19 protein-coding genes are annotated in these 22,723 nt (G+C 41.6%); 18 read left to right on the top strand and 1 reads right to left on the bottom strand.

Features of this window, described 5'->3' with window-relative positions; translation table 11 throughout:
- Nucleotides 1-101 precede the first annotated feature (101 nt).
- From atpD to ilvA, 15 genes are all read left to right on the top strand, one after another.
- A complete protein-coding gene (gene atpD, locus JKG61_RS19055) occupies nt 102-1,604 on the top strand; it encodes a F0F1 ATP synthase subunit beta (RefSeq protein ID WP_202104558.1) in 1,503 nt (500 codons plus the stop codon).
- A 1-nt stretch (nt 1,605) separates the two neighbouring features.
- Nucleotides 1,606-1,857: an ATP synthase F1 subunit epsilon gene (gene atpC, locus JKG61_RS19050; RefSeq protein WP_021071268.1), complete on the top strand. Its 252-nt coding sequence runs from the start codon at nt 1,606-1,608 to the stop codon at nt 1,855-1,857.
- 386 nt (nt 1,858-2,243) lie between these two features.
- Entirely contained in the window at nt 2,244-3,134 is an 891-nt protein-coding gene (locus tag JKG61_RS19045) for a branched-chain amino acid transaminase (RefSeq protein WP_202104557.1), read from the top strand.
- Nucleotides 3,118-4,818, top strand: coding sequence for a dihydroxy-acid dehydratase (gene ilvD, locus JKG61_RS19040; RefSeq protein WP_202104556.1), 1,701 nt, complete (start codon nt 3,118-3,120; stop codon nt 4,816-4,818). Before JKG61_RS19045 ends, ilvD begins: the two co-directional genes overlap by 17 nt.
- A gap of 98 nt (nt 4,819-4,916) precedes the next feature.
- Nucleotides 4,917-6,659 (top strand): biosynthetic-type acetolactate synthase large subunit, encoded by a 1,743-nt coding sequence (gene ilvB / locus JKG61_RS19035; protein WP_202104555.1) that lies wholly within the window; start codon nt 4,917-4,919, stop codon nt 6,657-6,659.
- Nucleotides 6,660-6,760: 101 nt separating this feature from the next.
- A complete protein-coding gene (locus JKG61_RS19030; protein ID WP_202104554.1) occupies nt 6,761-7,120 on the top strand; it encodes a four helix bundle protein in 360 nt (119 codons plus the stop codon).
- A gap of 47 nt (nt 7,121-7,167) precedes the next feature.
- Nucleotides 7,168-7,758 (top strand): acetolactate synthase small subunit, encoded by a 591-nt coding sequence (gene ilvN / locus JKG61_RS19025; RefSeq protein ID WP_202104553.1) that lies wholly within the window; start codon nt 7,168-7,170, stop codon nt 7,756-7,758.
- Between the two features lie 28 nt (nt 7,759-7,786).
- Nucleotides 7,787-8,260, top strand: a complete 474-nt coding sequence (locus JKG61_RS19020; RefSeq protein WP_202104552.1) for a DinB family protein — start codon at nt 7,787-7,789, stop codon at nt 8,258-8,260.
- A 37-nt stretch (nt 8,261-8,297) separates the two neighbouring features.
- Entirely contained in the window at nt 8,298-9,779 is a 1,482-nt protein-coding gene (gene ilvC, locus JKG61_RS19015; RefSeq protein WP_202104551.1) for a ketol-acid reductoisomerase, read from the top strand.
- A gap of 100 nt (nt 9,780-9,879) precedes the next feature.
- Nucleotides 9,880-11,277, top strand: a complete 1,398-nt coding sequence (leuC, locus tag JKG61_RS19010; RefSeq protein WP_202104550.1) for a 3-isopropylmalate dehydratase large subunit — start codon at nt 9,880-9,882, stop codon at nt 11,275-11,277.
- A 1-nt stretch (nt 11,278) separates the two neighbouring features.
- The gene (leuD, locus tag JKG61_RS19005) at nt 11,279-11,881 is read left to right on the top strand and encodes a 3-isopropylmalate dehydratase small subunit (protein WP_202104549.1); all 603 of its coding nucleotides are present in this window, start codon (nt 11,279-11,281) and stop codon (nt 11,879-11,881) included.
- A gap of 6 nt (nt 11,882-11,887) precedes the next feature.
- Nucleotides 11,888-13,357, top strand: coding sequence for an ATP-binding cassette domain-containing protein (locus tag JKG61_RS19000; protein ID WP_202104548.1), 1,470 nt, complete (start codon nt 11,888-11,890; stop codon nt 13,355-13,357).
- Between the two features lie 89 nt (nt 13,358-13,446).
- On the top strand, nt 13,447-14,520 hold the full coding sequence (gene leuB, locus JKG61_RS18995) for a 3-isopropylmalate dehydrogenase (RefSeq protein ID WP_202104547.1): 1,074 nt from the start codon (nt 13,447-13,449) through the stop codon (nt 14,518-14,520).
- 93 nt (nt 14,521-14,613) lie between these two features.
- The gene (locus JKG61_RS18990; RefSeq protein WP_202104546.1) at nt 14,614-15,768 is read left to right on the top strand and encodes a 2-isopropylmalate synthase; all 1,155 of its coding nucleotides are present in this window, start codon (nt 14,614-14,616) and stop codon (nt 15,766-15,768) included.
- 26 nt (nt 15,769-15,794) lie between these two features.
- Nucleotides 15,795-17,048, top strand: a complete 1,254-nt coding sequence (gene ilvA, locus JKG61_RS18985) for a threonine ammonia-lyase IlvA (protein ID WP_202104545.1) — start codon at nt 15,795-15,797, stop codon at nt 17,046-17,048.
- Between the two features lie 40 nt (nt 17,049-17,088).
- Here the strand turns inward: ilvA and JKG61_RS18980 are convergent, their stop codons facing one another.
- Nucleotides 17,089-19,548: a S9 family peptidase gene (locus tag JKG61_RS18980; protein ID WP_237249541.1), complete on the bottom strand. Its 2,460-nt coding sequence runs from the start codon at nt 19,546-19,548 to the stop codon at nt 17,089-17,091.
- A 412-nt stretch (nt 19,549-19,960) separates the two neighbouring features.
- Between JKG61_RS18980 and JKG61_RS18975 the strand changes: the two genes are divergently transcribed.
- The 3 genes from JKG61_RS18975 to nrdE are packed head-to-tail and all read left to right on the top strand — an operon-like array spanning nt 19,961 to nt 22,700.
- Nucleotides 19,961-20,197 carry a glutaredoxin family protein gene (locus tag JKG61_RS18975; protein ID WP_202104544.1) on the top strand — a complete coding sequence of 79 codons (237 nt, stop codon included), beginning with the start codon at nt 19,961-19,963 and terminating at the stop codon, nt 20,195-20,197.
- 30 nt (nt 20,198-20,227) lie between these two features.
- On the top strand, nt 20,228-20,635 hold the full coding sequence (nrdI, locus tag JKG61_RS18970; RefSeq protein WP_202104543.1) for a class Ib ribonucleoside-diphosphate reductase assembly flavoprotein NrdI: 408 nt from the start codon (nt 20,228-20,230) through the stop codon (nt 20,633-20,635).
- Nucleotides 20,595-22,700: a class 1b ribonucleoside-diphosphate reductase subunit alpha gene (nrdE, locus tag JKG61_RS18965; RefSeq protein ID WP_202104542.1), complete on the top strand. Its 2,106-nt coding sequence runs from the start codon at nt 20,595-20,597 to the stop codon at nt 22,698-22,700. Before nrdI ends, nrdE begins: the two co-directional genes overlap by 41 nt.
- The last annotated feature ends 23 nt before the right edge of the window (nt 22,701-22,723 follow it).

Below are 22,723 nucleotides of genomic sequence, written 5' to 3'. Positions count from 1 at the left end.
ATGTTTTGCTTTTAAATAGATATACCTTATTTTTGCATTCCAAAATACAGCTATGAAAATAGCTGTTTATAAATAGATTAATAAATTTTAGTCCCTATAATATGCCCAATATTGGTAAAATAGCGCAGATTATCGGCCCAGTGGTTGACGTCAACTTTGCCGACAATGAAAATCTTCCTAAGATTTACGATGCATTGTACATTGAAAAAGAAAATGGACAACGTGTCGTTTTAGAAGTTCAACAACACCTTGGTGAAGAGCGTGTTCGTACGATTGCGATGGATGCAACAGAAGGTTTGGTACGTGGCATGAAAGTAGTTGATACTGGTGCTCCGATCAAAATGCCTGTTGGAGAAGAAATCAAAGGTCGTGTATTTAACGTGGTCGGTTCGCCGATTGACGGCCTTCGTGAATTGGACAGAACTAATGGACGGTCTATCCACAACACGCCACCTAAATTTGACGATTTATCTACAGAGTCTGAGGTACTTTTTACAGGTATCAAGGTTATTGATCTTTTAGAACCTTATGCTAAAGGTGGTAAAATCGGATTATTCGGAGGTGCAGGTGTAGGTAAAACAGTATTAATCCAAGAATTAATCAATAATATCGCTAAAGGGCACGGTGGTCTTTCTGTATTTGCCGGAGTTGGAGAGCGTACACGTGAAGGAAATGACTTACTTCGCGAGATGTTGGAATCAGGTATTATTAAATACGGTGATCACTTCATGGAAGGAATGGAAAAAGGCGAATGGCCGTTGAATACAGTAGATGAAGAGTTAATGAAAGACTCTAAATGTACTTTCGTATTCGGTCAGATGAACGAGCCTCCTGGTGCACGTGCACGTGTTGCGTTGTCAGGACTTACAGTAGCTGAATATTTCCGTGATGGCGATGGTCAAGGACAAGGTCGTGACGTATTATTCTTTATCGATAACATTTTCCGCTTTACACAGGCAGGATCTGAAGTATCCGCATTATTAGGACGTATGCCATCAGCGGTAGGTTACCAACCTACATTAGCAACAGAAATGGGTCTAATGCAGGAGCGTATTACATCGACTAAGAATGGATCTATTACATCTGTACAAGCGGTATATGTACCTGCCGATGACTTAACTGACCCTGCTCCAGCGACAACATTCGCTCACTTGGATGCAACAACAGTATTGTCACGTAAAATTTCTGAGCTAGGTATCTACCCTGCGGTGGATCCATTGGATTCGACATCGCGTATCTTATCTCCAGCTGTATTGGGCGATGAGCACTACAACACAGCACAACGCGTAAAAGAAATCTTACAACGTTACAAAGAACTTCAAGATATTATCGCGATCTTGGGTATGGATGAATTATCTGATGAGGACAAATTGATTGTAACCCGTGCTCGTCGTGTACAACGTTTCTTATCACAACCATTCCACGTAGCAGAACAGTTTACAGGTTTAAAAGGTTGTTTAGTTGACATCAAAGACACCATCAAAGGATTCAATATGATTATTGATGGTGAAGTTGATGAATATCCAGAGGCAGCTTTCAACTTGGTAGGTACAATCGAAGACGCTATCGAGAAAGGTAAGAAATTATTAGCAGAGGCGGTGTAATATGAAATTAACAATAATAACACCAGACAAATTAGCTTACGAAGGTGACGTTACAGCGGTTACGGTACCAGGATCTGCAGGCTCTTTTCAAATTTTGAAGGGGCATGCTGCTATTGTGTCTACGCTAGACGATGGAAAAGTCATTATTAAGGATATTAGTAGTGTCGAACACGTCATTATTATTAAAGGTGGTGTGGTTGAAGTAAAGGACAACAATATCATCGTTTTAGCAGAAGGAATTGTGCAGGAATAGAAAAAGAAACGATAAAAAAAAGCCCTTAAGACTTCAAAGTTTTAAGGGCTTTTTTTATGGGTTTCACAAAAGGCATTTTTATAAAAGTTTTACGCAGTCTCTATCTTTTTAAGAAGAATTCTGCCTCTTTTTCAAAAATCAATATTTTTTAACAAATGAACCAATTTTAAATATGGTTCACGTTGAACAAAATTAAATTTTGATTAACCAAAAACAAACAAACTATAAATAAAAACAGGGACATCTGATTAAAATAATAAACTTTTTCAAAATACTCTATTTGCCTATTGTATAGAATTTTAAATCGGGCTAACTTGAGGATGTGAATGAAAGGACAAAATGAAAGCATTTTGGAATGGTGGAATTATCCTAAAAAAAAGTAATGTATGCAGTACTATAATCAAAACACATTAGTCTATCTTAACGATGAGTTTGTGAAAGCCGACCAGGCTGGTGTGGATTTATTTGGACAATCTTTACACTATGGCTATGGCGCTTTTGAAGGACTACGTGCATACAATACGCACAATGGCACACGTATATTCAAAGCCGAAGCACACTTTGAACGGTTGAGGAAATCCTGTGAAGCATTAAGACTACCCTACACTTGGGACAATCGTACCTTAATAGAGAAAACATACGAGCTCTTAGAATCTAATAACCTCCGTGCTGCCTACATCAGACCATTGGTGTTTTCTGGTTCGAACATGCATCTTACATCTTCGGATCAAGCAAATATTATGATTGCCGCTTGGGAATGGGGACCTTATCTTGGTCAGAATCTACTGCGCGTAAACATATCGTCTATTGAGCGTCCAAATGCAAAATCATTTCCTATTGAAGCAAAAGCTTCAGGGCAGTATATCAACTCGATATTGGCGACTAGTGATGCACAACGCCATGGATTTGACGAAGCACTTCTACTAGACCAGGAAGGGTTTGTAGCGCAGGCTTCGAGTGAGAATATCTTTATCGAGAAGGATTTCAAAATATTCACCCCTCCTTTGGAAAATGTATTCCCAGGAATCACCCGTCAAACCGTTATCAATATCTGTAAAGAATTGGGTTTTGACATTATTGAAAAAAAACTAACCATCCAGGATATATATACTGCAGACAGTGCCTTTCTAAGTGGCACTGCTGCAGAGATTATCGGGATTAAACAAGTCGATCATGTCACCTACAAAGAAGAATGGGAACACAGTATCGGCGCATCTATTCAAAGAAAATATAAAAATTTAGTCTTAGAACAAGAAAATTATGAAGTCATCATCTGATAACGAAAAGACATTAAACAAGTACAGTAGAATATTTACCCAGGATGAGACACAACCTGCGGCAAAAGCTATGCTCTACGGGATCGGCCTTACTGACGCGGATATGGATAAAGCGCAGGTAGGAATCGCTAGTATGGGCTATGATGGGAACACCTGTAACATGCATCTAAATGATTTGGCACAAGTTGTCAAAAAAGGTATATGGAGCAATAATCTTGTGGGATTGACATTTGGCACAATCGGTGTCAGTGACGGTATGAGTAACGGTACAGATGGTATGCGCTACTCTCTAGTCTCTCGCGACGTAATCGCAGACAGTATAGAGACCATCTGTGGTGGTCAATATTATGATGGTGTAGTCGCTATCCCCGGTTGTGACAAGAATATGCCTGGCGCTATTATGGCTATGGGCCGATTGAACCGCCCTGCTATTATGGTTTATGGAGGAACTATCGCACCAGGACATTATAAAGGAGAAGAGCTGAATATTGTGTCTGCATTTGAAGCGTTAGGAAAGAAGATCGCTGGTAACATATCGGATGAAGACTATGACGGTGTAATACGTCATACCTGCCCAGGAGCGGGAGCCTGCGGTGGCATGTATACTGCAAATACCATGGCTTCGGCCATTGAAGCGCTAGGCATGAGCCTTCCCTATTCATCTTCTAATCCGGCAGTATCTGAAGAAAAACAAAAAGAGTGTCTAGAAGTTGGCAAATACATCCGCATCCTTTTGGAAAAAGACATTAAGCCTTCTGATATCATGACGCGAAAGGCATTTGAGAATGCAATACGTACTATTGTGATACTTGGTGGGTCAACCAATGCCGTTTTGCACTTTATTGCCATGGGACATGCCGTCGGTGTAGATATTACGCCAGACGATTTTCAACGTATGTCTGACGAGACTCCGGTATTGGCAGACCTCAAGCCATCTGGCAAATACTTGATGCAGGATCTACACAACTATGGCGGTGTACCAGCCGTGTTAAAATATTTATTAAATGAAGGCTTGCTGCATGGCGAATGTATAACCGTGACAGGTAAAACATTGGCAGAGAACCTAGAAGGGGTACGATCCATTATGGATTATGAGCAACCTATTATTCAGCCTTTAAACAAGCCTATCAAAGCAACAGGGCACTTACAGATATTATACGGTAACCTGGCCGAGCAAGGCTCTGTTGCCAAAATATCGGGTAAGGAAGGGGAGAAATTCGTAGGCCCTGCGCGTGTATTTGATGGGGAACATGACCTTGTAGCAGGTGTATCATCCGGCCGCATCAAACCTGGAGACGTAATCGTTATCAAGAATGAAGGGCCTAAAGGCGCTCCAGGTATGCCCGAAATGCTGAAGCCTACCTCATTAATCATCGGTGCAGGATTAGGCAATTCGGTGGCTTTGATTACGGACGGAAGATTCTCGGGCGGGACACATGGTTTTGTCGTTGGTCACATCACACCAGAAGCCTATGAAGGAGGTTTAATAGGTTTAGTTGAGGATGACGATATCATCGAGATCGATGCGGTGAACAACACGATAAGTCTAAAAGTGACTGATGCCATAATTGCGGAACGTCGCAGTACCTGGAAACAACCCGCACTGAAGGTCAGCAAAGGGGTCTTATACAAATATGCGAAAACAGTAGCCAACGCGTCACTGGGATGTGTAACGGATTTATAGGAAGTTAGAAGTCAGAAGTTAGAAGTCAGAAATTAGAAACTAGGTAAGAAATAGGCAGGTGTACGCCTTCCTACTTCTTACTTTATACTTAAATGAATATGAGTACACTGGAAAAAACGGAAACAAAGGAAAACCAAAAAACGACGGTGGCTTCTCAATTAACAGGCTCTCAGGCTGTATTGGAAGCATTAACCCACGAAGGCGTGGATACTGTATTTGGTTATCCGGGCGGTGCCATCATGCCCATCTACGATGCATTATATGATTATAATGACCGTTTAAAGCATATTTTGGTCCGTCATGAGCAAGGTGGAATTCATGCTGCACAGGGATATGCACGCACATCTGGACGTGTAGGTGTAGCTTTTGCGACAAGTGGCCCCGGAGCGACAAACCTTGTTACAGGACTAGCTGACGCTATGATTGACAGTAACCCCATCGTCTGTATTACAGGACAAGTATTTGCTTCTCTCTTAGGAACAGACGCTTTTCAGGAAACGGATGTGGTCAATATCACAAGCCCTGTCACCAAGTGGAACTATCAGGTCACTGATGCAACAGAAATCCCAAGTGTATTAGCCAAAGCTTTTTACATTGCCAGCACCGGAAGACCAGGCCCTGTGTTAATAGATATCACAAAGAATGCACAGTTACAGCTTTTTGACTACAAAGGTTATAAAGCCTGTGATCATGTGCGCAGTTACCGCCCTGCTCCTATCGTACGTAAAGAGTATGTAGAAGAGGCCGCAAAGGTAATTAACGCTGCTAAAAAACCCTTTGTTGTATTTGGACAAGGTATCATACTCGGAAAGGCAGAACAGGAGTTTAAAAACTTTATAGAGAAAGGTGGCTTCCCTGCTGCGACGACAGTGATGGGACTGAGTGCATTGGAAACAGACCATCCACTACATGTCGGCATGTTGGGTATGCATGGTAACTATGCGCCTAATGTGATGACCAATGAATGTGACGTACTCATCGCTATAGGTATGCGTTTTGATGACCGTGTAACAGGGCGGCTTGATAAGTATGCGAAACAAGCTAAGGTCATCCACCTAGATATAGATCCAGCAGAAATCGACAAAAATGTCAAATCCACCGTACCTGTGTGGGGAGACTGTAAAGAGACCCTTCCCCTATTGACAGAAATGATTGACAAAGGAAATCATTCGGAATGGGTCCAACAATTTCGCGAACTGGAAAAAGAAGAAATCAAGGAAGTTATCCAAGATGAGTTGAACCCCAAAGGTGATGTCATGACGATGGGTGAAGTAATAAAGGTATTAAATGACCTCACAGGGGGCGATGCAGTCATCGTTACTGATGTCGGCCAGCACCAAATGGTCACCTGTCGCTATGCCAAATTTAACAGCTCTAAATCCAACGTTACTTCTGGTGGATTAGGCACCATGGGCTTTGGGTTACCAGCTGCAATCGGAGCATGGTATGGCGCACCGCATCGTGATGTTGTCGCTATTATTGGCGATGGTGGGATACAGATGACTATCCAGGAATTAGGGACAATCATGCAATTTGGTGCCAAAGTAAAAATACTTATTCTGAACAATGAGTTCTTGGGAATGGTACGCCAATGGCAACAGCTCTTTCATGACAAACGTTACTCGTTCGTGAACATCACCAGTCCAGATTTTGTAGCCGTTGCAAAAGGTTACTATATTGACGGCAATAAGATTTCCGAAAGGAAAGACTTACGTGGAGCGCTAGAAACTATGCTCAATCACGACGGTTCTTATCTATTGGAAGTAATGGTAGGAAAGGAAAACAATGTATTCCCTATGGTTGCACAAGGAACAAGTGTGTCGGAGATACGATTGAAGTAGGAAGTCAGAAGTAGGAAGTCAGAAGTAGGAAGTCAGAAGTAGGAAGTCAGAAGTAGGAAGTCAGAAGTAGGAAGTCAGAAGTAAAAAACTAGAAGTTAGAAATGGAGGCTAATAAAAGGATTTTTGATATTAAGGATAGAGCTTTTGAATTCTCCAAAAGCATCGTTCTTTTCGTAAAAGACTCTTCTTTTGAACGTATTTTTCACTCTGTTTTTGATCAGCTTGTCAGGAGTGCTACTTCCATAGGTGCAAATATAACGGAAGGAAAAGCAGGATCATCGAAGAATGACTTTCTTAAATTTCATATCATAGCTCTTAAATCTGCTAAAGAAACGGAATATTGGTTGAAGCTGATCAACGAAACCATATTAACTGATAGCGAAAAGATACCTGAACTACTGAAAGAAACGGACGAAATAATAAGGATTTTAGTTACAATAATAGTTAAGAGCAAGAATTAAAAGGCTATACTTTTCTGACTTTTAACTTAATTAATTTTTAATTTGAAATGGAAAAACAAGAATTTACCATTACGATATATACAGAGAACTCCATAGGTATGATAGGTCGTATCTCCAACATATTCTCTCGTCGTAAAATCAATATAGAAAGTTTAAACACTTCTCCATCAGAAGTGGAAGGCATTCATCGCTTTACAATCTTGATAGCCGAGGGCGAAGAAGTTGTGCGTAAACTATGTCGTCAAATCGAGAAGCAAGTGGAGGTGCTAAAAGCCTACTTCAACACCAATGAAGAGTTGATCTGGCAAGAACAGGCACTCTATAAAGTACCGGCAGATGTCGTCAATGAAAAAGTTTACGTGGAGCGACTGTTACGTCAATACGGCGCCAATGTCGTGGTGATCCGTCCTGACTACATCGTCTTTGAGACTGCAGGACACCGCGAGGAGATAGACCGTCTGACTCAGGAATTGACAAAATATGGCTTGATCGAATTTGTCCGTGGTGCACGTATCGCTATCATCAAAGACAGCGCTGGCTTCCATACAAAATTAAAACAATTTGAACGGGAAGAACCTGCACCGGATATCGTTGAAAACGAATTCTTGGATCAACAGGATAAAGTGTTTACAATGTAAGGTGATTAGGTTAGAACTAGATAACAACATGGAAAACACGTTTAAATTCATCATTCAGACGCGCAAGGCATTCATTCAATTGATTGACAGCTTAACGCTGGAGCAGCTCAATGAAATCCCGCCTGGATTTAACAATAATATTATCTGGAATTTTGGGCATATTGTTGTGGTAGCTCCTGCTTTGTGTTATTTAAGATCCGGTATCAGTGAAGATACTGCTAAGGTCAAATATCTAAAATCTTACGTCAAAGGATCTAAACCGGCCTATACCGTCTCTCAAGAGGAGCTCAACGACTTAAAGGCATTAGCCCTCTCCTCGATAGAGCAAATTGAAAGTGATTACCACACAGGCGTGTTCAATCATATCACACCTTTTGCTACCGACACCTACAAAGAAACTATGTCGACGATCGAAGAAGTCATCCAGCTGTCTGCAGGACATGATAACCTGCATTACGGATATGCTATCGCACAAAAAAGAATAATCAACACTTATAAATAACTAAATCTTTAAAAAGAAAATTTTAAATAGTAAAACAATGGCAAATTATTTCAACACATTACCTCTTAGAGAGCAATTGAACCAGTTGGGTATAGCAGAATTCATGAATTCTTCAGAGTTTGCGGATGGCGTAGAAGCTTTAAAGGGTAAAAAAATAGTAATCGTAGGTGCGGGTGCGCAAGGGTTGAACCAAGGTCTTAACCTTAGAGACAGCGGACTAGACGTATCCTACGCGTTACGCAAAGAAGCTATTGAACAGAAAAGAGATTCCTGGAAAAATGCAACAGATAATAATTTTAAAGTTGGTACGTATGATGAGCTCATTCCAACAGCTGACCTAGTTATCAACCTAACTCCAGATAAACAACATACTTCGGTAGTTAATGCGGTCATGCCGCTGATGAAACAAGGAGCTACGCTTTCTTATTCACATGGTTTCAACATCGTCGAAGAAGGCATGCAAGTGCGTAAAGACCTTACAGTTATCATGGTAGCCCCTAAATGTCCAGGTTCTGAAGTCCGTGCCGAATATTTAAGAGGTTTTGGAGTACCTACTCTAATTGCAGTACACCCTGAAAACGATCCTCAAGGTAAGGGCTGGGCTGAGGCAAAAGCATACTGCGTAGGTACAGGTGGCCACCGCGCAGGTGTATTGAAGTCTTCTTTCGTTGCGGAAGTAAAATCCGATTTAATGGGAGAGCAGACTATCCTGTGTGGCCTATTGCAGACGGGCTCTATCCTTTCCTTTGACAAAATGTTGGAAAAGGGTATTGATGCTGGCTATGCTTCAAAATTAGTTCAGTACGGTGTAGAAGTAATCACGGAGGCGTTAAAGCATGGTGGCGTAACAGGTATGATGGATCGTCTCAGCAACCCAGCTAAAGTAAAGGCATTTGAACTGTCTGAGGAACTAAAAGATATCATGCGTCCATTGTTCCAAAAACACCAGGATGATATCATGTCGGGCGAATTCAGCAAGACCATGATGGAAGACTGGGCAAATGGTGACGCCAACCTCTTGAAATGGAGAGCGGAAACAGGTGAAACTGCTTTCGAAAAAACACCTGCAGGCGATGTTAAAATCGCGGAACAGGAATACTTTGACAACTATGTATTAATGGTAGCTTTTGTACGGGCTGGTGTAGAACTTGCTTTTGAGACTATGGTCGAGGCAGGCATCAAACCAGAATCCGCGTATTACGAGTCCTTACACGAGACTCCGTTGATCGCTAATACAATTGCCCGCAAAAAACTCTTTGAAATGAACCGCGTAATTTCAGACACCGCGGAATATGGCTGTTACTTATTTGATCAGGCCTGTAAACCATTATTGGCAAACTTCATGACCAAAATAGATACAGATGTCGTTGGTAAAAGCTTCAACGCAGGAAAAGACAACGGCGTAGACAACATCAAATTGGTTCAAATCAATGACGTATTGCGTAACCATCCGGTAGAAGTGGTGGGCCGTGAACTGCGTAAAGCAATGACGGCAATGAAAGCCATTAAAACAATTTAATTTTTTCGTAATTTTAATGCAGAAAACGGAGGGTAAATTATAAATATTATAATTGACCCTCCTTTTTGAAAATTACAACTATATAGAAGAAAGAGAGAAAATGGGAAAAACATTAGTAGAAAAAATTTGGGATGCGCACGTCGTCAAGCATCAAGAAGGGTTTCCTGATATCTTATATATCGATACCCATCTTATCCATGAGGTGACCTCACCTCAGGCTTTTGACGGATTGCGCAAAAGAGGCCTTCCTGTATTTCGTCCGCAACAGACGGTAGCAACAGCAGACCATAATGTCCCAACTTTAGACCAACATCTACCTATCAAGGAAGAATTATCGCGCTATCAAGTGGATATGCTCACTAAGAACTGTAAAGAGTTTGGAGTAGAGTTATATGGTTTAGGTCATCCCTATCAGGGTATTGTACATGTGATAGGTCCAGAGCTGGGAATTACACTTCCTGGGAAAACGATGGTCTGTGGAGATAGCCACACCTCTACCCATGGCGCATTTGGAGCTATCGCTTTTGGCATAGGTACATCTCAGGTAGAACAGGTATTCGCAACACAATGTCTACTACAGCAGAAGCCCAAGACCATGAAAATTGAAATCAATGGTGAATTGGGTAAAGGTGTTGGAGCAAAGGATATCATATTATATGTTATTTCAAAAACAACAGCCGCTGGTGGCACCGGATACTTTGTAGAATTTGCTGGATCAGCAATTCGCTCATTGAGCATGGAAGGCAGAATGACTGTGTGTAACATGAGTATCGAAATGGGTGCTCGGGGCGGCCTGATCGCTCCTGACCAGACTACATTTGATTATATCAAAGGCAGAGAATTCGCTCCTAAAGGTGAAGCTTGGGACAATGCCGTAGCCTACTGGGAAACGCTATACACGGACACAGATGCAACATTCGATGCTGTATTGACATTTGATGCTGCTGATATCCAACCTATGATCACCTATGGCACCAACCCAGGAATGGGAATAGGTGTGACTGAAAACATCCCAACTACAGTCTCTCAACCGGATAATGAGCGGCCTTCTTATCAGAAAGCATTGGACTACATGGGTTTCAAAGATGGCGATCGGATATTGGACAAACCGGTAGATTATGTTTTCATTGGAAGCTGTACGAACTCTCGTATTGAAGATCTGCGTCAAGTAGCAGCATTTGTTAAGGGCAAACAGAAGGCAGAAGGTGTAGAAGTATGGATCGTACCTGGATCGAAGCAGGTGGAAGCACAAGCTAAATCAGAGGGTATAGACAAGATATTTGAAGAAGCGGGTTTTCAATTACGCGAACCGGGCTGCTCAGCGTGCCTAGGTATGAATGAAGACAAAATCCCTTCCGGAAAATATTGTGTATCCACATCTAACCGCAACTTTGAAGGACGTCAAGGCCCCAATGCCCGTACCATGTTGGTGAGTCCACTTACAGCAGCGGCGGCAGCCATTAAGGGTAGAGTTGTAGATGTTAGAGAATTGATATAGTATGAAAAAATTTGAAAAATTAAGTTCAAGGGTAGTTCCATTGCCTATTGAAAATATTGATACCGATCAGATTATCCCTGCGCGGTTCTTGAAAGCAACGACGAGAGAAGGGTTTGGCGAAAACCTATTCCGCGACTGGCGTTATGACAGCGACAATCAGCCTAAAACTGATTTTGTGATGAATGATCCTACCTACGTAGGGAAGGTCTTGGTTGCGGGTAAAAATTTTGGTTGTGGGTCATCACGTGAACACGCTGCTTGGGCGCTGCAGGACTATGGCTTTGATGTCGTTATCAGCTCATTTTTTGCCGACATCTTTAAAGGTAATGCTCTCAATAACGGTGTACTCCCAATCACCGTACCTGAAGATTTTTTAGAAAAGATATTTGCTGCTGTTTTTAAAGATCCAATGACGACTATCGAAGTTGATCTGGAAGCTCAGAAAGTAACAGTTGTCGCAACGGGTGATTCCTATGAATTTGAAATCAATCCTTACAAAAAGTCCTGCCTGATCAATGGATATGACGATATAGATTTTATCTTGAGCCACACGGATCAGGTTAAGGAGTTTGAGAAAACGAGACCTTTCTCTTTTTATTCGTAAAATCATATGCTGGAGCCCTTTGTGCATATCAATAAATTAACCATCCGATACGGCAGTAAAAAAGTATTGGATAATCTTTCATGGTCCATCAACAAAGGGGAAAATTACCTTTTAGGAGGTGAAAGTGGTTCCGGCAAGACAACTCTCGCTCAAGCTATTGTGAGCGAAGAAATAGTGGAGCAGACGATAAGAATAAACTATGTACAGCATAGTCTGCTTCCTTCTAAAGCAATCTATATATCCAACTGGTATCAGTTTACTAATCTGGAAGGGGACCGTAATTTCTATTACCAGCAACGCTACAATAAACATCAAGGGCAGGATACACTGACCGTACAGGCAGAACTGGAACACTATGGACACAAGGAGAACCTTGACCTAACGGATATAGAACAGCGTATAAAAGACTTTGGTTTTGAAAGCACACGCGCTACGCAGCTGATTGAGCTGTCTAGTGGAGAACATAAAAAATTGCAACTGATCAAAGGTTTATGGGCTAAACCACAGCTATTGATTATTGACGAACCTTATACGGGATTGGATAAACAGTCCCGTATAACCTTAAACAACTGGCTTGACGATCTCGTACAAGAAGGTGTACAGCTCATTTTGATCAGTAATGATCAACAGCTACCACGAGCTATCAACCGATTTGCCCATATCGTAAATGGTCAATTGGAACAGGTCGACAGCTGGGACCAACTAACCAAGAATGCCCCCAGAGAAAAAATGCGGCTTCCCGACTTTTTGTTGGCAGCCCCGCCCACCCCTTATAAGGTCGTAGCCAAACTTCAAAACATCCATATCCGATATGGAGACAAGGAGGTTCTTAGGGACGTTTCCTGGGAAGTTAAAGTCGGCGAAAAGTGGTTATTGCAAGGACCCAACGGATCAGGAAAATCAACTTTACTAAGTTTGATTAACGGCGATCATCCGCAATCTTATGGACTGGATATTTATCTTTTTGATCAAAAACGTGGTACAGGGGAGAGTATCTGGGATATCAAAGAAAAGATCGGCATTATCTCTCCTGAGATGCATTGGTATTTTGATCAAAATGCGACGGTATGGCACACTATAGCATCGGGTTTTTATGATAGTATTGGCTGGTTTGTGGATGTAAAATTTGAAGAGAAGAAAAAGATTGATGAGCTCTTAGCATTTTTCGGACTTACTGATTTGAAAGATCAGCGGCTCCAGACCTTACCGTTAGGTAAACAACGTCTGGCTTTACTAGCACGCACTATTGTCAAGAATCCACCTCTATTGGTATTGGATGAACCCTGCCAAGGTCTTGATGCAGAGCAGACCAAATATTTCAATGATGTTGTCGATGAATTAGCACAATATGGTAAAACCTTAATTTATGTAGGTCATTACGAAAGCTTATTACCATCGTGCATAGAACATAGAATCGTATTAGAAAAGGGCCAAGTACATACCGTAACATATCATATAGAAAAAGAGACCTATTAAAAAACAGAAAACGCAACACAGTAAAAACAAGCGTAAAGGACAGCCACAGTGTTTTTTACTTTTTACTTTTTACTTTTACTTTGAAGATAATGAAGAAAAATATCCTTATTATTCCAGGCGATGGAATTGGACAAGAAGTTACAACCTGGGGTAAACAAGTATTGGAAGCTATTGCACAAAAACACCATCATGAATTTGTTTTTGATGAAGCAATAATGGGACACACTGCAATAGAGGCGACTGGAAACCCGCTTCCTGACGAAACACTGGAAAAAGCAAAGGCAGCTGACGCCATACTTTTTGGAGCGATCGGACACGCGAAGTATGACAACGATCCTTCGGCCAAAGTACGCCCTGAACAAGGCTTATTAAAAATCCGTAAAGATTTGGGCCTTTACGCCAATCTACGTCCTATCTTATTATTCGACGAACTATTAGATGCATCGAGCTTAAAGCCGGAAGTGTTACGTGGAACAGATATTTTATTTTTTCGGGAGTTGACTGGAGATGTTTACTTTGGTGAAAAGAAAAGAAATAATGATAATACTTTCGCGTCAGATTTAATGAACTACCATCGTTATGAAGTAGAACGTATCACGCGCAAAGCCTATGAAGCCGCACGTACCCGTAGCAAAAAACTATGTTCAGTAGACAAAGCAAATGTGTTGGAAACATCGCGTCTTTGGAGAGAAGTGGTACAGGAGATCGCAGCAGAATATCCAGATGTCGAAACGGAACACATGTTTATCGACAATGCGGCCATGCAATTGGTAAAAAATCCAAAGAAGTTCGACGTGGTCCTTACCGCAAATCTATTTGGAGATATATTGACCGATGAGGCATCTCAGATTGCAGGCTCTATGGGTATGCTCGCGTCTGCTTCTATCGGTGACGGAACCGGATTCTTCGAGCCGATTCATGGATCTGCGCATGATATTGCCGGACAAAACAAGGCTAATCCCTTAGCTTCTATACTATCGGCAGCATTAATGCTGGACATCGCTTTTGGTTTGCAGGAAGAGGCGAAAGCGGTTACAACTGCTGTAGCTGAAACGCTTAAGGCAGGTTGGAGAACGGGTGACATCGCCAATGCAGACACGCCTCAGGATAAAATATTGGGCACAAACGAAATGGGACAAAAGGTACTGGAGTTTATAAATTAGTAATGAGGTATAAGTAGTTAGCATAGAGTCTGACTACTGATCACTGACTACCGACTAAGAAATTTTTAATTTTAACTTTTTAATTAAAAAATTATGTTACACGATCCTAATCACTTATACATTTTTGACACCACATTACGCGATGGCGAACAGGTTCCGGGCTGTCAACTTTCTACCACCGAGAAGATAGAGATTGCAAAAGATCTAGAAAACTTAGGAGTAGATGTCATTGAAGCAGGCTTCCCCGTATCGAGTCCTGGAGACTTTCAGTCGGTAGTGGAGCTTTCAAAGGCTGTCAATGATGTCATTATATGTGCACTGACAAGGGCCAACAAAAACGATATAGATGTAGCTGCTGACGCTTTAAAGTTTGCTAAGCGTCCTCGTATTCATACGGGTATCGGTTCTTCGGACATGCACATTAAATATAAATTCAACAGTACACGTGAAGAAATCCTGGAGCGCGCTGTCGCGGCAGTGAAACACGCGAAGTCTTATGTAGAAGATGTAGAGTTCTATGCGGAAGATGCAGGGCGTGCTGATCTAGAGTTTCTCGCAAAAATGGTTGAAGCTGTCATCGGAGCCGGAGCTACCGTAGTGAATATTCCGGACACGAACGGCTACTGCTTACCCGATCAATATGGTGCTAAAATCAAATACCTGACCGAACACGTGAGCAATATAGATCAAGCTATCATCTCGGCGCACTGTCATAATGACCTCGGCTTAGCAACCGCAAACTCAATCGCCGCTATACAAAATGGCGCCCGGCAGGTAGAATGTACGATCAATGGTATAGGTGAGCGTGCGGGGAACACCTCGTTGGAAGAAGTGGCTATGATCTTAAAAGTCCATAACCAAACATTTGGAGGGTTGACATCGAATATTAACAGTAAGATGTTTACCTATCTATCGAGAAAGGTATCAGACATGATGAATATGCCTGTGCAACCTAATAAGGCTATTGTAGGGCGTAATGCATTTGCACATAGCTCGGGAATACACCAGGACGGCTTCCTAAAACATCGGGAAAACTATGAGATCATACGTCCTGAAGATGTCGGCCTGGAAGAGGCAGACATTATCCTAACTGCACGTTCGGGACGTCATGCGCTAAAGCATCACTTAGAGCGTCTAGGTCATCACTTAGACAAAGATGCATTAGCAAACACATATGAACGTTTTCTAACGCTGGCAGATGCAAAAAAAGACATCAATGACGAGGATTTGCTCTCATTAATGAAATAGAAGGGATCGACGAAGAACTACAAACAATGAGCTTAGATTTATCCACATTGGTAATAGATAGCCATCAGGCAAAGGACCGCATAAAAGAAGTTGTAACACGCACTCCGTTACAGTATAACATTCATCTGTCTGAAAAATATGGAGCGGATATCTATCTGAAAAGAGAAGACTTACAGATCGTCAGATCGTATAAGCTGCGTGGCGCATTCAATAAAATCAGCAGTCTGACGGAAGAAGAACGTACGAGAGGGGTAGTATGTGCTAGCGCAGGCAACCATGCCCAGGGTGTTGCTTTCTCTTGTAAAAGACTGGACATAAAAGGTGTAATATTCATGCCAGGCCCAACTCCTCGACAAAAGGTAACACAGACAGAAATGTGGGGCAATGGAAATATCGAAATAGTACTCGTAGGAGATACTTTTGACGATTGTCAAAAAGGAGCTTTAGAATATGCCGACAAACATGGTATGACTTTCATCCCACCTTTTGACGATATTAAAATCATTGAGGGTCAAGGAACGGTTGCCGTAGAGATTCTAGAAGATCTCCCGGATACGGAAGTGATCATCCTCCCTATCGGTGGCGGAGGACTATCTTCGGGGATCGGGTATCACATCAAGAAACATACGCCGCTGATCAAGGTATATGGTGTAGAGCCTGAAGGTGCTCCTTCTATGCAGGCTGCTATCCAGAATAATGGTCCGATCGAACTGGAACAGATCAATAAATTCGTGGATGGAGCCGCAGTAAAAAAAGTCGGAACGCTGAATTACGATATCAGCAGTCAGGTGCTCGACGGCATCAAATCCATTCCTGAAGGCAAGGTATGCACTACGATCTTGGAATTATACAACAAGGATGCAATCGTAGTCGAGCCTGCTGGTGCTTTATCAATTGCAGCATTAGAATTCCATAAGGACGAAATCAAAGGCAAAAAGGTGGTATGCATTGTGTCAGGCGGAAATAATGATATCGACAGGATGAGTGAGATTAAGGAGATGTCGCTATTATACGAAGGATTTAAGCATTACTTCATCGTACGATTTCCACAACGTCCCGGCGCATTGCGCTTACTCGTGACTGAGGTATTAGGTCCCAAAGACGATATCACCCGTTTTGAATATATCAAAAAAACAGAACGTGAGCGCGGCCCTGCTTTGATCGGTATCGAACTGAATGATCCGAAGGATTACATCACCTTTATCGAAAAATTGAAAGCTTATAAATTTGACTTTATAGAAATCAATAAAGATCAGACACTCTTCGAGTATCTGGTATAATATATAAGTAAGGCTGTCCGAGGACAGCCTTACTTATATATTATTTCTTTCCTTTTAGATATTTTTCCAAAAATTGATCCTGCTCCCACAATAGATGGAAGATATTTTCTTTGGCGGCATAGCCATGTGATTCCCGAGGTAAAATCACCATACGTACAGGTGCTCCCAAGTTTTTCAATGCTTGAAAATAGCGTTCTGTCTGTAGCGTGAACGTCCCGGGATTATTATCCGCTGCACCGTGCACTAATAACATTGGTGTCTTCATCCGGTCAGCACTCATGAATGGAGACATCGTCATATAAAGCTGTGGGTCATCCCAAAAATTGCGCTGCTCACTCTGAAAACCGAATGGAGTCAATGTTCTATTATAAGCTCCGGATCGGGCGATACCAGCAGCAAAAAGATTAGAATTGGACAATAGGTGCGCGGTCATAAACGCGCCATAGGAATGTCCCCCCACCGCCACTCTTTTACGGTCTATATAGCCAAGTTTATCGACAGCATTTATAGCGGCTTCTGCATTGGCAACCAATTGCGGTATAAATGTATCATTGGGTTCTTGCTTACCCTCGCCTACAATAGGGAAAGCTGCATTATCCAGAACAGCATAGCCCTTGGACACCCAGTAGATAAAAGAACCATAGCTTGGAAAAGTGAATTCTTTCGGATTAGCGGTACTCTGTCCTGCCGTATTCTTGTCTTTATATTCACGTGGATAGGCCCAGATAAGTAATGGAAGCTTCTCTTTCTTATCGTAGTTGGCTGGTAGATAAAGTGTACCGGACAATGCAACCCCGTCATTGCGGGTATAATTCAACACTTCTTTGTGTACTTGTTCTAAGGTCTTGAATGGATTCTCAATATCGGTTACTGCGACCTGCTTACCCGTTTTTATATTCTTCCGATAAAAGTTAGGATACTGCGTTGCTGACTGCAATGAAATCAAGATATCTCCTTTCGTGATATCGATAACCTGCGCTATACGCTCCTGGAGATCAGATGCCTTCGCTACGTACAGTCTATTCCTTTTTAATGTTTTAAGATTAAATTCATCAATAAAAGGAAACTCCCCTTCTTTGGTAAAGCCGTCTCCTACAAAATAGGCTTTGTCCTTATTGATATACATCGTATACACACCAAAGCTGTTTTTGTCCCGAAAGACATTACCCGGATCGGAATACACATCCTGTCTGTTGCGGTCTGTGATCACCTGACTATGACCTGTCGCAGGGTTTAAGAGAAAGGTTTTCACGTTACGTGTATCGTACCATTGCGAAGAGACTAAGGCATAATTATCATTTCCCCACACAATACCAGAGAAACGATCCTGAATCTTCATGATAGATCTAGGCGCTCCGTCAAAAGGAAAATCCCATACAAAAAGTTCATCCCGTAATGCGGATTCTTTATTCGCATCTCCTCCGTCTAAAGCCTGCACAAAATATAGACTAGCGGGTTTATCCAATCGCCAAGCCAGCGACCTCTTTCCTGTACGAACCGAAGAAAATCCTTTTGGCATTATTTCTAATAGCGGGGTTTCATTTACCTTCTTTACCAATGCGCCATCGACGCTATACACGAAAGTCTCCTGTGGAAAGGAATTGTAGCCCACGAGATAGGAAAATGGCTTTTTAAGTTGAGAAACCAAGACATACTTTTCATCGGGTGATAGCGAACTTTGTGTATACATCCCTGCAGACAAAAACTTACGTTCTTCACCATTCAGATTGATCCAAAAAAGCTCCGAAGTAGCTAATGTTTCGAAATCCTGTTCGTCCTGCGGATTTTTCAACAAATCCTGATACGTCCTTAACTGCGATATATTTCCGTCACTTGTAGAAACCACAGGCCCTTGAGGCAAATCTTTACTGTGATCGATTAAGCCTTTGCTTACAGCGGGCCGCTTACTGATCAACAGTTCATTGGTATTACGCACCCAGGTATAAGGTGCATCGAGTACGGCATTTAAAACATAATCCGTCAATTGTTTGGCCGTCTGTGTCTCCACATCGATCACCCACAAAGAAAGCCCTTGTGCGCTGGTATGGGTAAAAGCTATTTTCTTACTATCTGATGAATACCCGACATTCGCTATCAGAGCCTGAGCCGGCAAACCACGCACAGTATATTCTTGCCCACCATCGACAGATTTTAGCCGGAGATTGTCATAGTATGTTTCGGTACTGGAGATACCAGCTTTGGCATTTATACGGAGTCCGGCCAACCGCAGCTCTTCCTGTCCCAACTCGTCCAGGGTTTTATAGGTCGGTCTATACATGGACAATACCCATTTTTTATCCGGGCTCATTCGAATAACAGGAGGTCGTTGATAATCGGCTAATGCCAAAATTTCGGAAGATGGTTGTTGAAAAGAGACATTCTCCTGGGCATATCCGCTCGCAAAAAAGCCGAAAACGGACACAAATAACATGGTACCCGCCACACGTGACTTAAAATAACGACGAGGATTCGATAAAAATAAATAAGGTGCTTTCATCATAATACATATTGGTCTGTAAACTTAATGATTCTTATCTGTACTTGGGTAAAAAAATGGACATATAATATACATATTTTTCTCGATATTAGCACAAAAAACATGTTTTTTTTGACTTTAAAAACAGGCAATTTAGACTTGTAGTTTTATGTTGACAAAAGCAATTTTAAAGTTATCCACATAGATTATACACTGTATAACAGCAAATTACTAAAACAACCACGCTACCACGAGCATTTTGAAGGTCTTTCCTGTTCGAGTGTGGAAAAGTATGACTACCTCTCCGGATGAAAATGTAGGATATTTGTTCCTGTTGAGATTGTCACTATCTCACGATCAGCGTTTTTTTATACATTTCGATAAACTATATTTTCTACTATGAAGAGAAGTAGTTTTCGATCAAACTTAATATAACATGGCAAGAATCATTAAATTCGAGAAAAACGATTGCGTCCCATGCGATCAGGTGTCGGCTTACTTAGATAATAAAGGTATTTCGTACGAAAGAATTAATCCGTTTGATGAACCTGAATTGGCTGTTAAGTTTAAGGTACGTACAGTGCCCACAGTAATCGTTTTAAATGGCGAAGAAATACAACACCGTATAATAGGATTCAAACCACAAGAATTGGAAGAAGCTATTGCACAGTAATCGTAAAAGTAATCATAAAAGGACGAGGTTATGATACATTTATATTTTGACAGCAAAACCGGAAATGTGCAACGCTTCATTGATAAGGTCGTACAGATCACGGGATGGCAGGCCAGCAAGATTCAAAAGGACATGATTGTCGAAGAATCCGGACATCTGGTCACATTTACAACGAATTTTGGAAAGATTCCGGCATTGACGGAAGAATTTCTAACACAAAACAGTAACAGGTTATTTTCTGTGACCTCTAGCGGGAACCGCAACTGGGGAAGGAACTTTGCAGTAGCAGCGGACAAAGCATCTGCAATGTATGATATTCCGTTAGCTTTCAAGTTTGAGCTATCGGGCACAATGGAAGATATAAATCAATTTATAGAAATAATTAAGAATCAATACTATGATAGCAAACGAGGTAGCAAAAAACTGGATATTGCTTAATAACGAAATCATGATCAAACATGATGACGAGTATAGCCTTCATAAAGATAAAGAGGCTGTACGAGCATATTTCCTAGAGTATGTAAACAAGAATACAGTTTTCTTTTACAACCTTAAAGAGAAAATAGATTATTTAGTAGAACACAACTACTATATTGATTTCTATCAATGGTTTACATTCGAAGAAATGGAAGAGGTATTCAACTATGTATACGCTAAGAAATTCCGTTTCGAATCTTTCATGGCTGCTTTTAAGTTTTTCCAAAGCTACGCGCTACGTGACGACTCCGGTGAAAAGTTCTTAGAACGCTACGAAGACCGCGTTGTTGCTGTCTCGTTGTTCCTAGCCCGTGAAGAAGGTGTACAAAAGGCTATTGAGTATGCTGAAATAATGATCAATCAAGAGTATCAGCCTGCTACCCCGACATTCTTGAACGCTGGAAAGAAACGTTCTGGCGAATTAGTCTCTTGTTTCCTGGATGAAATCGGAGACAACCTCAATGGAATAGGCTATGCAGTGGATTCTGCTATGAAATTATCTTCTATAGGTGGTGGTGTATCTTTCAATATTTCTAAAATCCGTGGCCGTAGTGAAGCGATAAAAGGTGTCGATGGACGTGCAGGAGGTGTATTGCCGATTATGAAAATCATGGAAGACACTTTTTCTTATGCCAACCAATTGGGACAGCGCCCAGGTGCCGGAGCGGTATATCTGAATATATTCCACTCCGATATTGAGGAATTCCTAGACTGTAAGAAAATCAATGTGGACGAAAAAGTACGTATCAAATCTCTTTCCATAGGTATCATCGTACCTGATAAGTTTATGGAACTCGCCGAGAAAGATGAACCGGCTTATTTGATCTATCCACATACGGTCATGCAAGAATATGGTCAGTATCTAGATGAGATGGACATGGATGCCATGTATGATGAGTTGATTACAAATCCTAATGTCAAGAAAAAGAAAATTAATGCCCGTCACCTTTTGGTGAAGATTGCACAGACACAGAAAGAATCGGGATATCCTTACATTTTCTTCAAAGAAAACACGAATAAAGCACATGCATTGAATGGCTTAGGTCGGGTAAAATTCTCCAACCTATGTACTGAGATCATGCAGATATCTGAAGTATCCGATATTAATATTTACGGTAAAGAGGATACCATCCGTTACGGTATTTCCTGCAACCTTGGTTCGTTGAACATTGCTACCGTAATGGACAATAAACGCATCAAAGAAACTGTAAAAACGGCGATGCGCGCACTTACCGTCGTCACCGACGTGACCGATATCGAGATGGTACCTTCGATAGCCAAAGCAAACCGCGAACTACATTCTGTAGGATTGGGAGCGATGAATCTACACGGCTTCTTAGCAAAGAGCTTCATCATGTACGAATCACATGAGGCGCTGGACTTTGCGAATACGTTTTTCATGGCTATGAATTACTACTCGCTAGAAGCCTCTATGGAAATCGCTAAAGAGCGTGGAAGAACATTTGTTGGCTTTGAAAAATCAGCTTATGCGGATGGAACATACTTCGACAAATACTTAGACAGAGATTACTTACCAAAAACAGATAAGGTTAAAGAACTATTTGAAGGTATACACGTCCCTACAGTAGAAGATTGGGAAAATCTAAAAGCACAGGTTGCAGAGCACGGTATCTACCATGCTTACCGCTTGGCGATTGCTCCTAACCAGTCTACTTCTTACATTATGAACGCTACTGCCTCGGTCATGCCTATCGTAGATATCATCGAAGTACGTGAGTATGGAGATAGCACGACTTACTATCCTATGCCATATTTGACAAATGATAACTACTTCTACTTCAAATCGGCCTATGATATGGATCAGATGAAGGTTCTAAAGCTGATTTCCGTCATCCAACGTCACATCGACCAGGGGGTATCTACTATTCTTCACACCAACTCTAAGGATAGCACACGGGATTTGGCGAAGTATTATATCTACGCACACAAACTGGGCTTAAAGTCTTTATATTATACACGTACTCGAAAATCAACAATCGAAGAGTGTATCTCTTGCTCAGCGTAATTAGATTACAGACTGAAGAGCAT

The organism is Sphingobacterium faecale (genome assembly GCF_016746095.1).
Lineage (GTDB): Bacteria > Bacteroidota > Bacteroidia > Sphingobacteriales > Sphingobacteriaceae > Sphingobacterium > Sphingobacterium faecale.
This window is presented reverse-complemented; position numbering and strand designations above follow the sequence as displayed.

What these genes read in the sequence shown, in the direction of transcription:
- atpD (WP_202104558.1), top strand. Translation starts at nt 102, where the DNA reads ATGCCCAATATTGGTAAAATAGCGCAGATTATCGGCCCAGTGGTTGAC.
- atpC (WP_021071268.1), top strand. Translation starts at nt 1,606, where the DNA reads ATGAAATTAACAATAATAACACCAGACAAATTAGCTTACGAAGGTGAC.
- JKG61_RS19045 (WP_202104557.1), top strand. Translation starts at nt 2,244, where the DNA reads ATGCAGTACTATAATCAAAACACATTAGTCTATCTTAACGATGAGTTT.
- ilvD (WP_202104556.1), top strand. Translation starts at nt 3,118, where the DNA reads ATGAAGTCATCATCTGATAACGAAAAGACATTAAACAAGTACAGTAGA.
- ilvB (WP_202104555.1), top strand. Translation starts at nt 4,917, where the DNA reads ATGAGTACACTGGAAAAAACGGAAACAAAGGAAAACCAAAAAACGACG.
- JKG61_RS19030 (WP_202104554.1), top strand. Translation starts at nt 6,761, where the DNA reads ATGGAGGCTAATAAAAGGATTTTTGATATTAAGGATAGAGCTTTTGAA.
- ilvN (WP_202104553.1), top strand. Translation starts at nt 7,168, where the DNA reads ATGGAAAAACAAGAATTTACCATTACGATATATACAGAGAACTCCATA.
- JKG61_RS19020 (WP_202104552.1), top strand. Translation starts at nt 7,787, where the DNA reads ATGGAAAACACGTTTAAATTCATCATTCAGACGCGCAAGGCATTCATT.
- ilvC (WP_202104551.1), top strand. Translation starts at nt 8,298, where the DNA reads ATGGCAAATTATTTCAACACATTACCTCTTAGAGAGCAATTGAACCAG.
- leuC (WP_202104550.1), top strand. Translation starts at nt 9,880, where the DNA reads ATGGGAAAAACATTAGTAGAAAAAATTTGGGATGCGCACGTCGTCAAG.
- leuD (WP_202104549.1), top strand. Translation starts at nt 11,279, where the DNA reads ATGAAAAAATTTGAAAAATTAAGTTCAAGGGTAGTTCCATTGCCTATT.
- JKG61_RS19000 (WP_202104548.1), top strand. Translation starts at nt 11,888, where the DNA reads ATGCTGGAGCCCTTTGTGCATATCAATAAATTAACCATCCGATACGGC.
- leuB (WP_202104547.1), top strand. Translation starts at nt 13,447, where the DNA reads ATGAAGAAAAATATCCTTATTATTCCAGGCGATGGAATTGGACAAGAA.
- JKG61_RS18990 (WP_202104546.1), top strand. Translation starts at nt 14,614, where the DNA reads ATGTTACACGATCCTAATCACTTATACATTTTTGACACCACATTACGC.
- ilvA (WP_202104545.1), top strand. Translation starts at nt 15,795, where the DNA reads ATGAGCTTAGATTTATCCACATTGGTAATAGATAGCCATCAGGCAAAG.
- JKG61_RS18980 (WP_237249541.1), bottom strand. Translation starts at nt 19,548, where the DNA reads ATGATGAAAGCACCTTATTTATTTTTATCGAATCCTCGTCGTTATTTT.
- JKG61_RS18975 (WP_202104544.1), top strand. Translation starts at nt 19,961, where the DNA reads ATGGCAAGAATCATTAAATTCGAGAAAAACGATTGCGTCCCATGCGAT.
- nrdI (WP_202104543.1), top strand. Translation starts at nt 20,228, where the DNA reads ATGATACATTTATATTTTGACAGCAAAACCGGAAATGTGCAACGCTTC.
- nrdE (WP_202104542.1), top strand. Translation starts at nt 20,595, where the DNA reads ATGATAGCAAACGAGGTAGCAAAAAACTGGATATTGCTTAATAACGAA.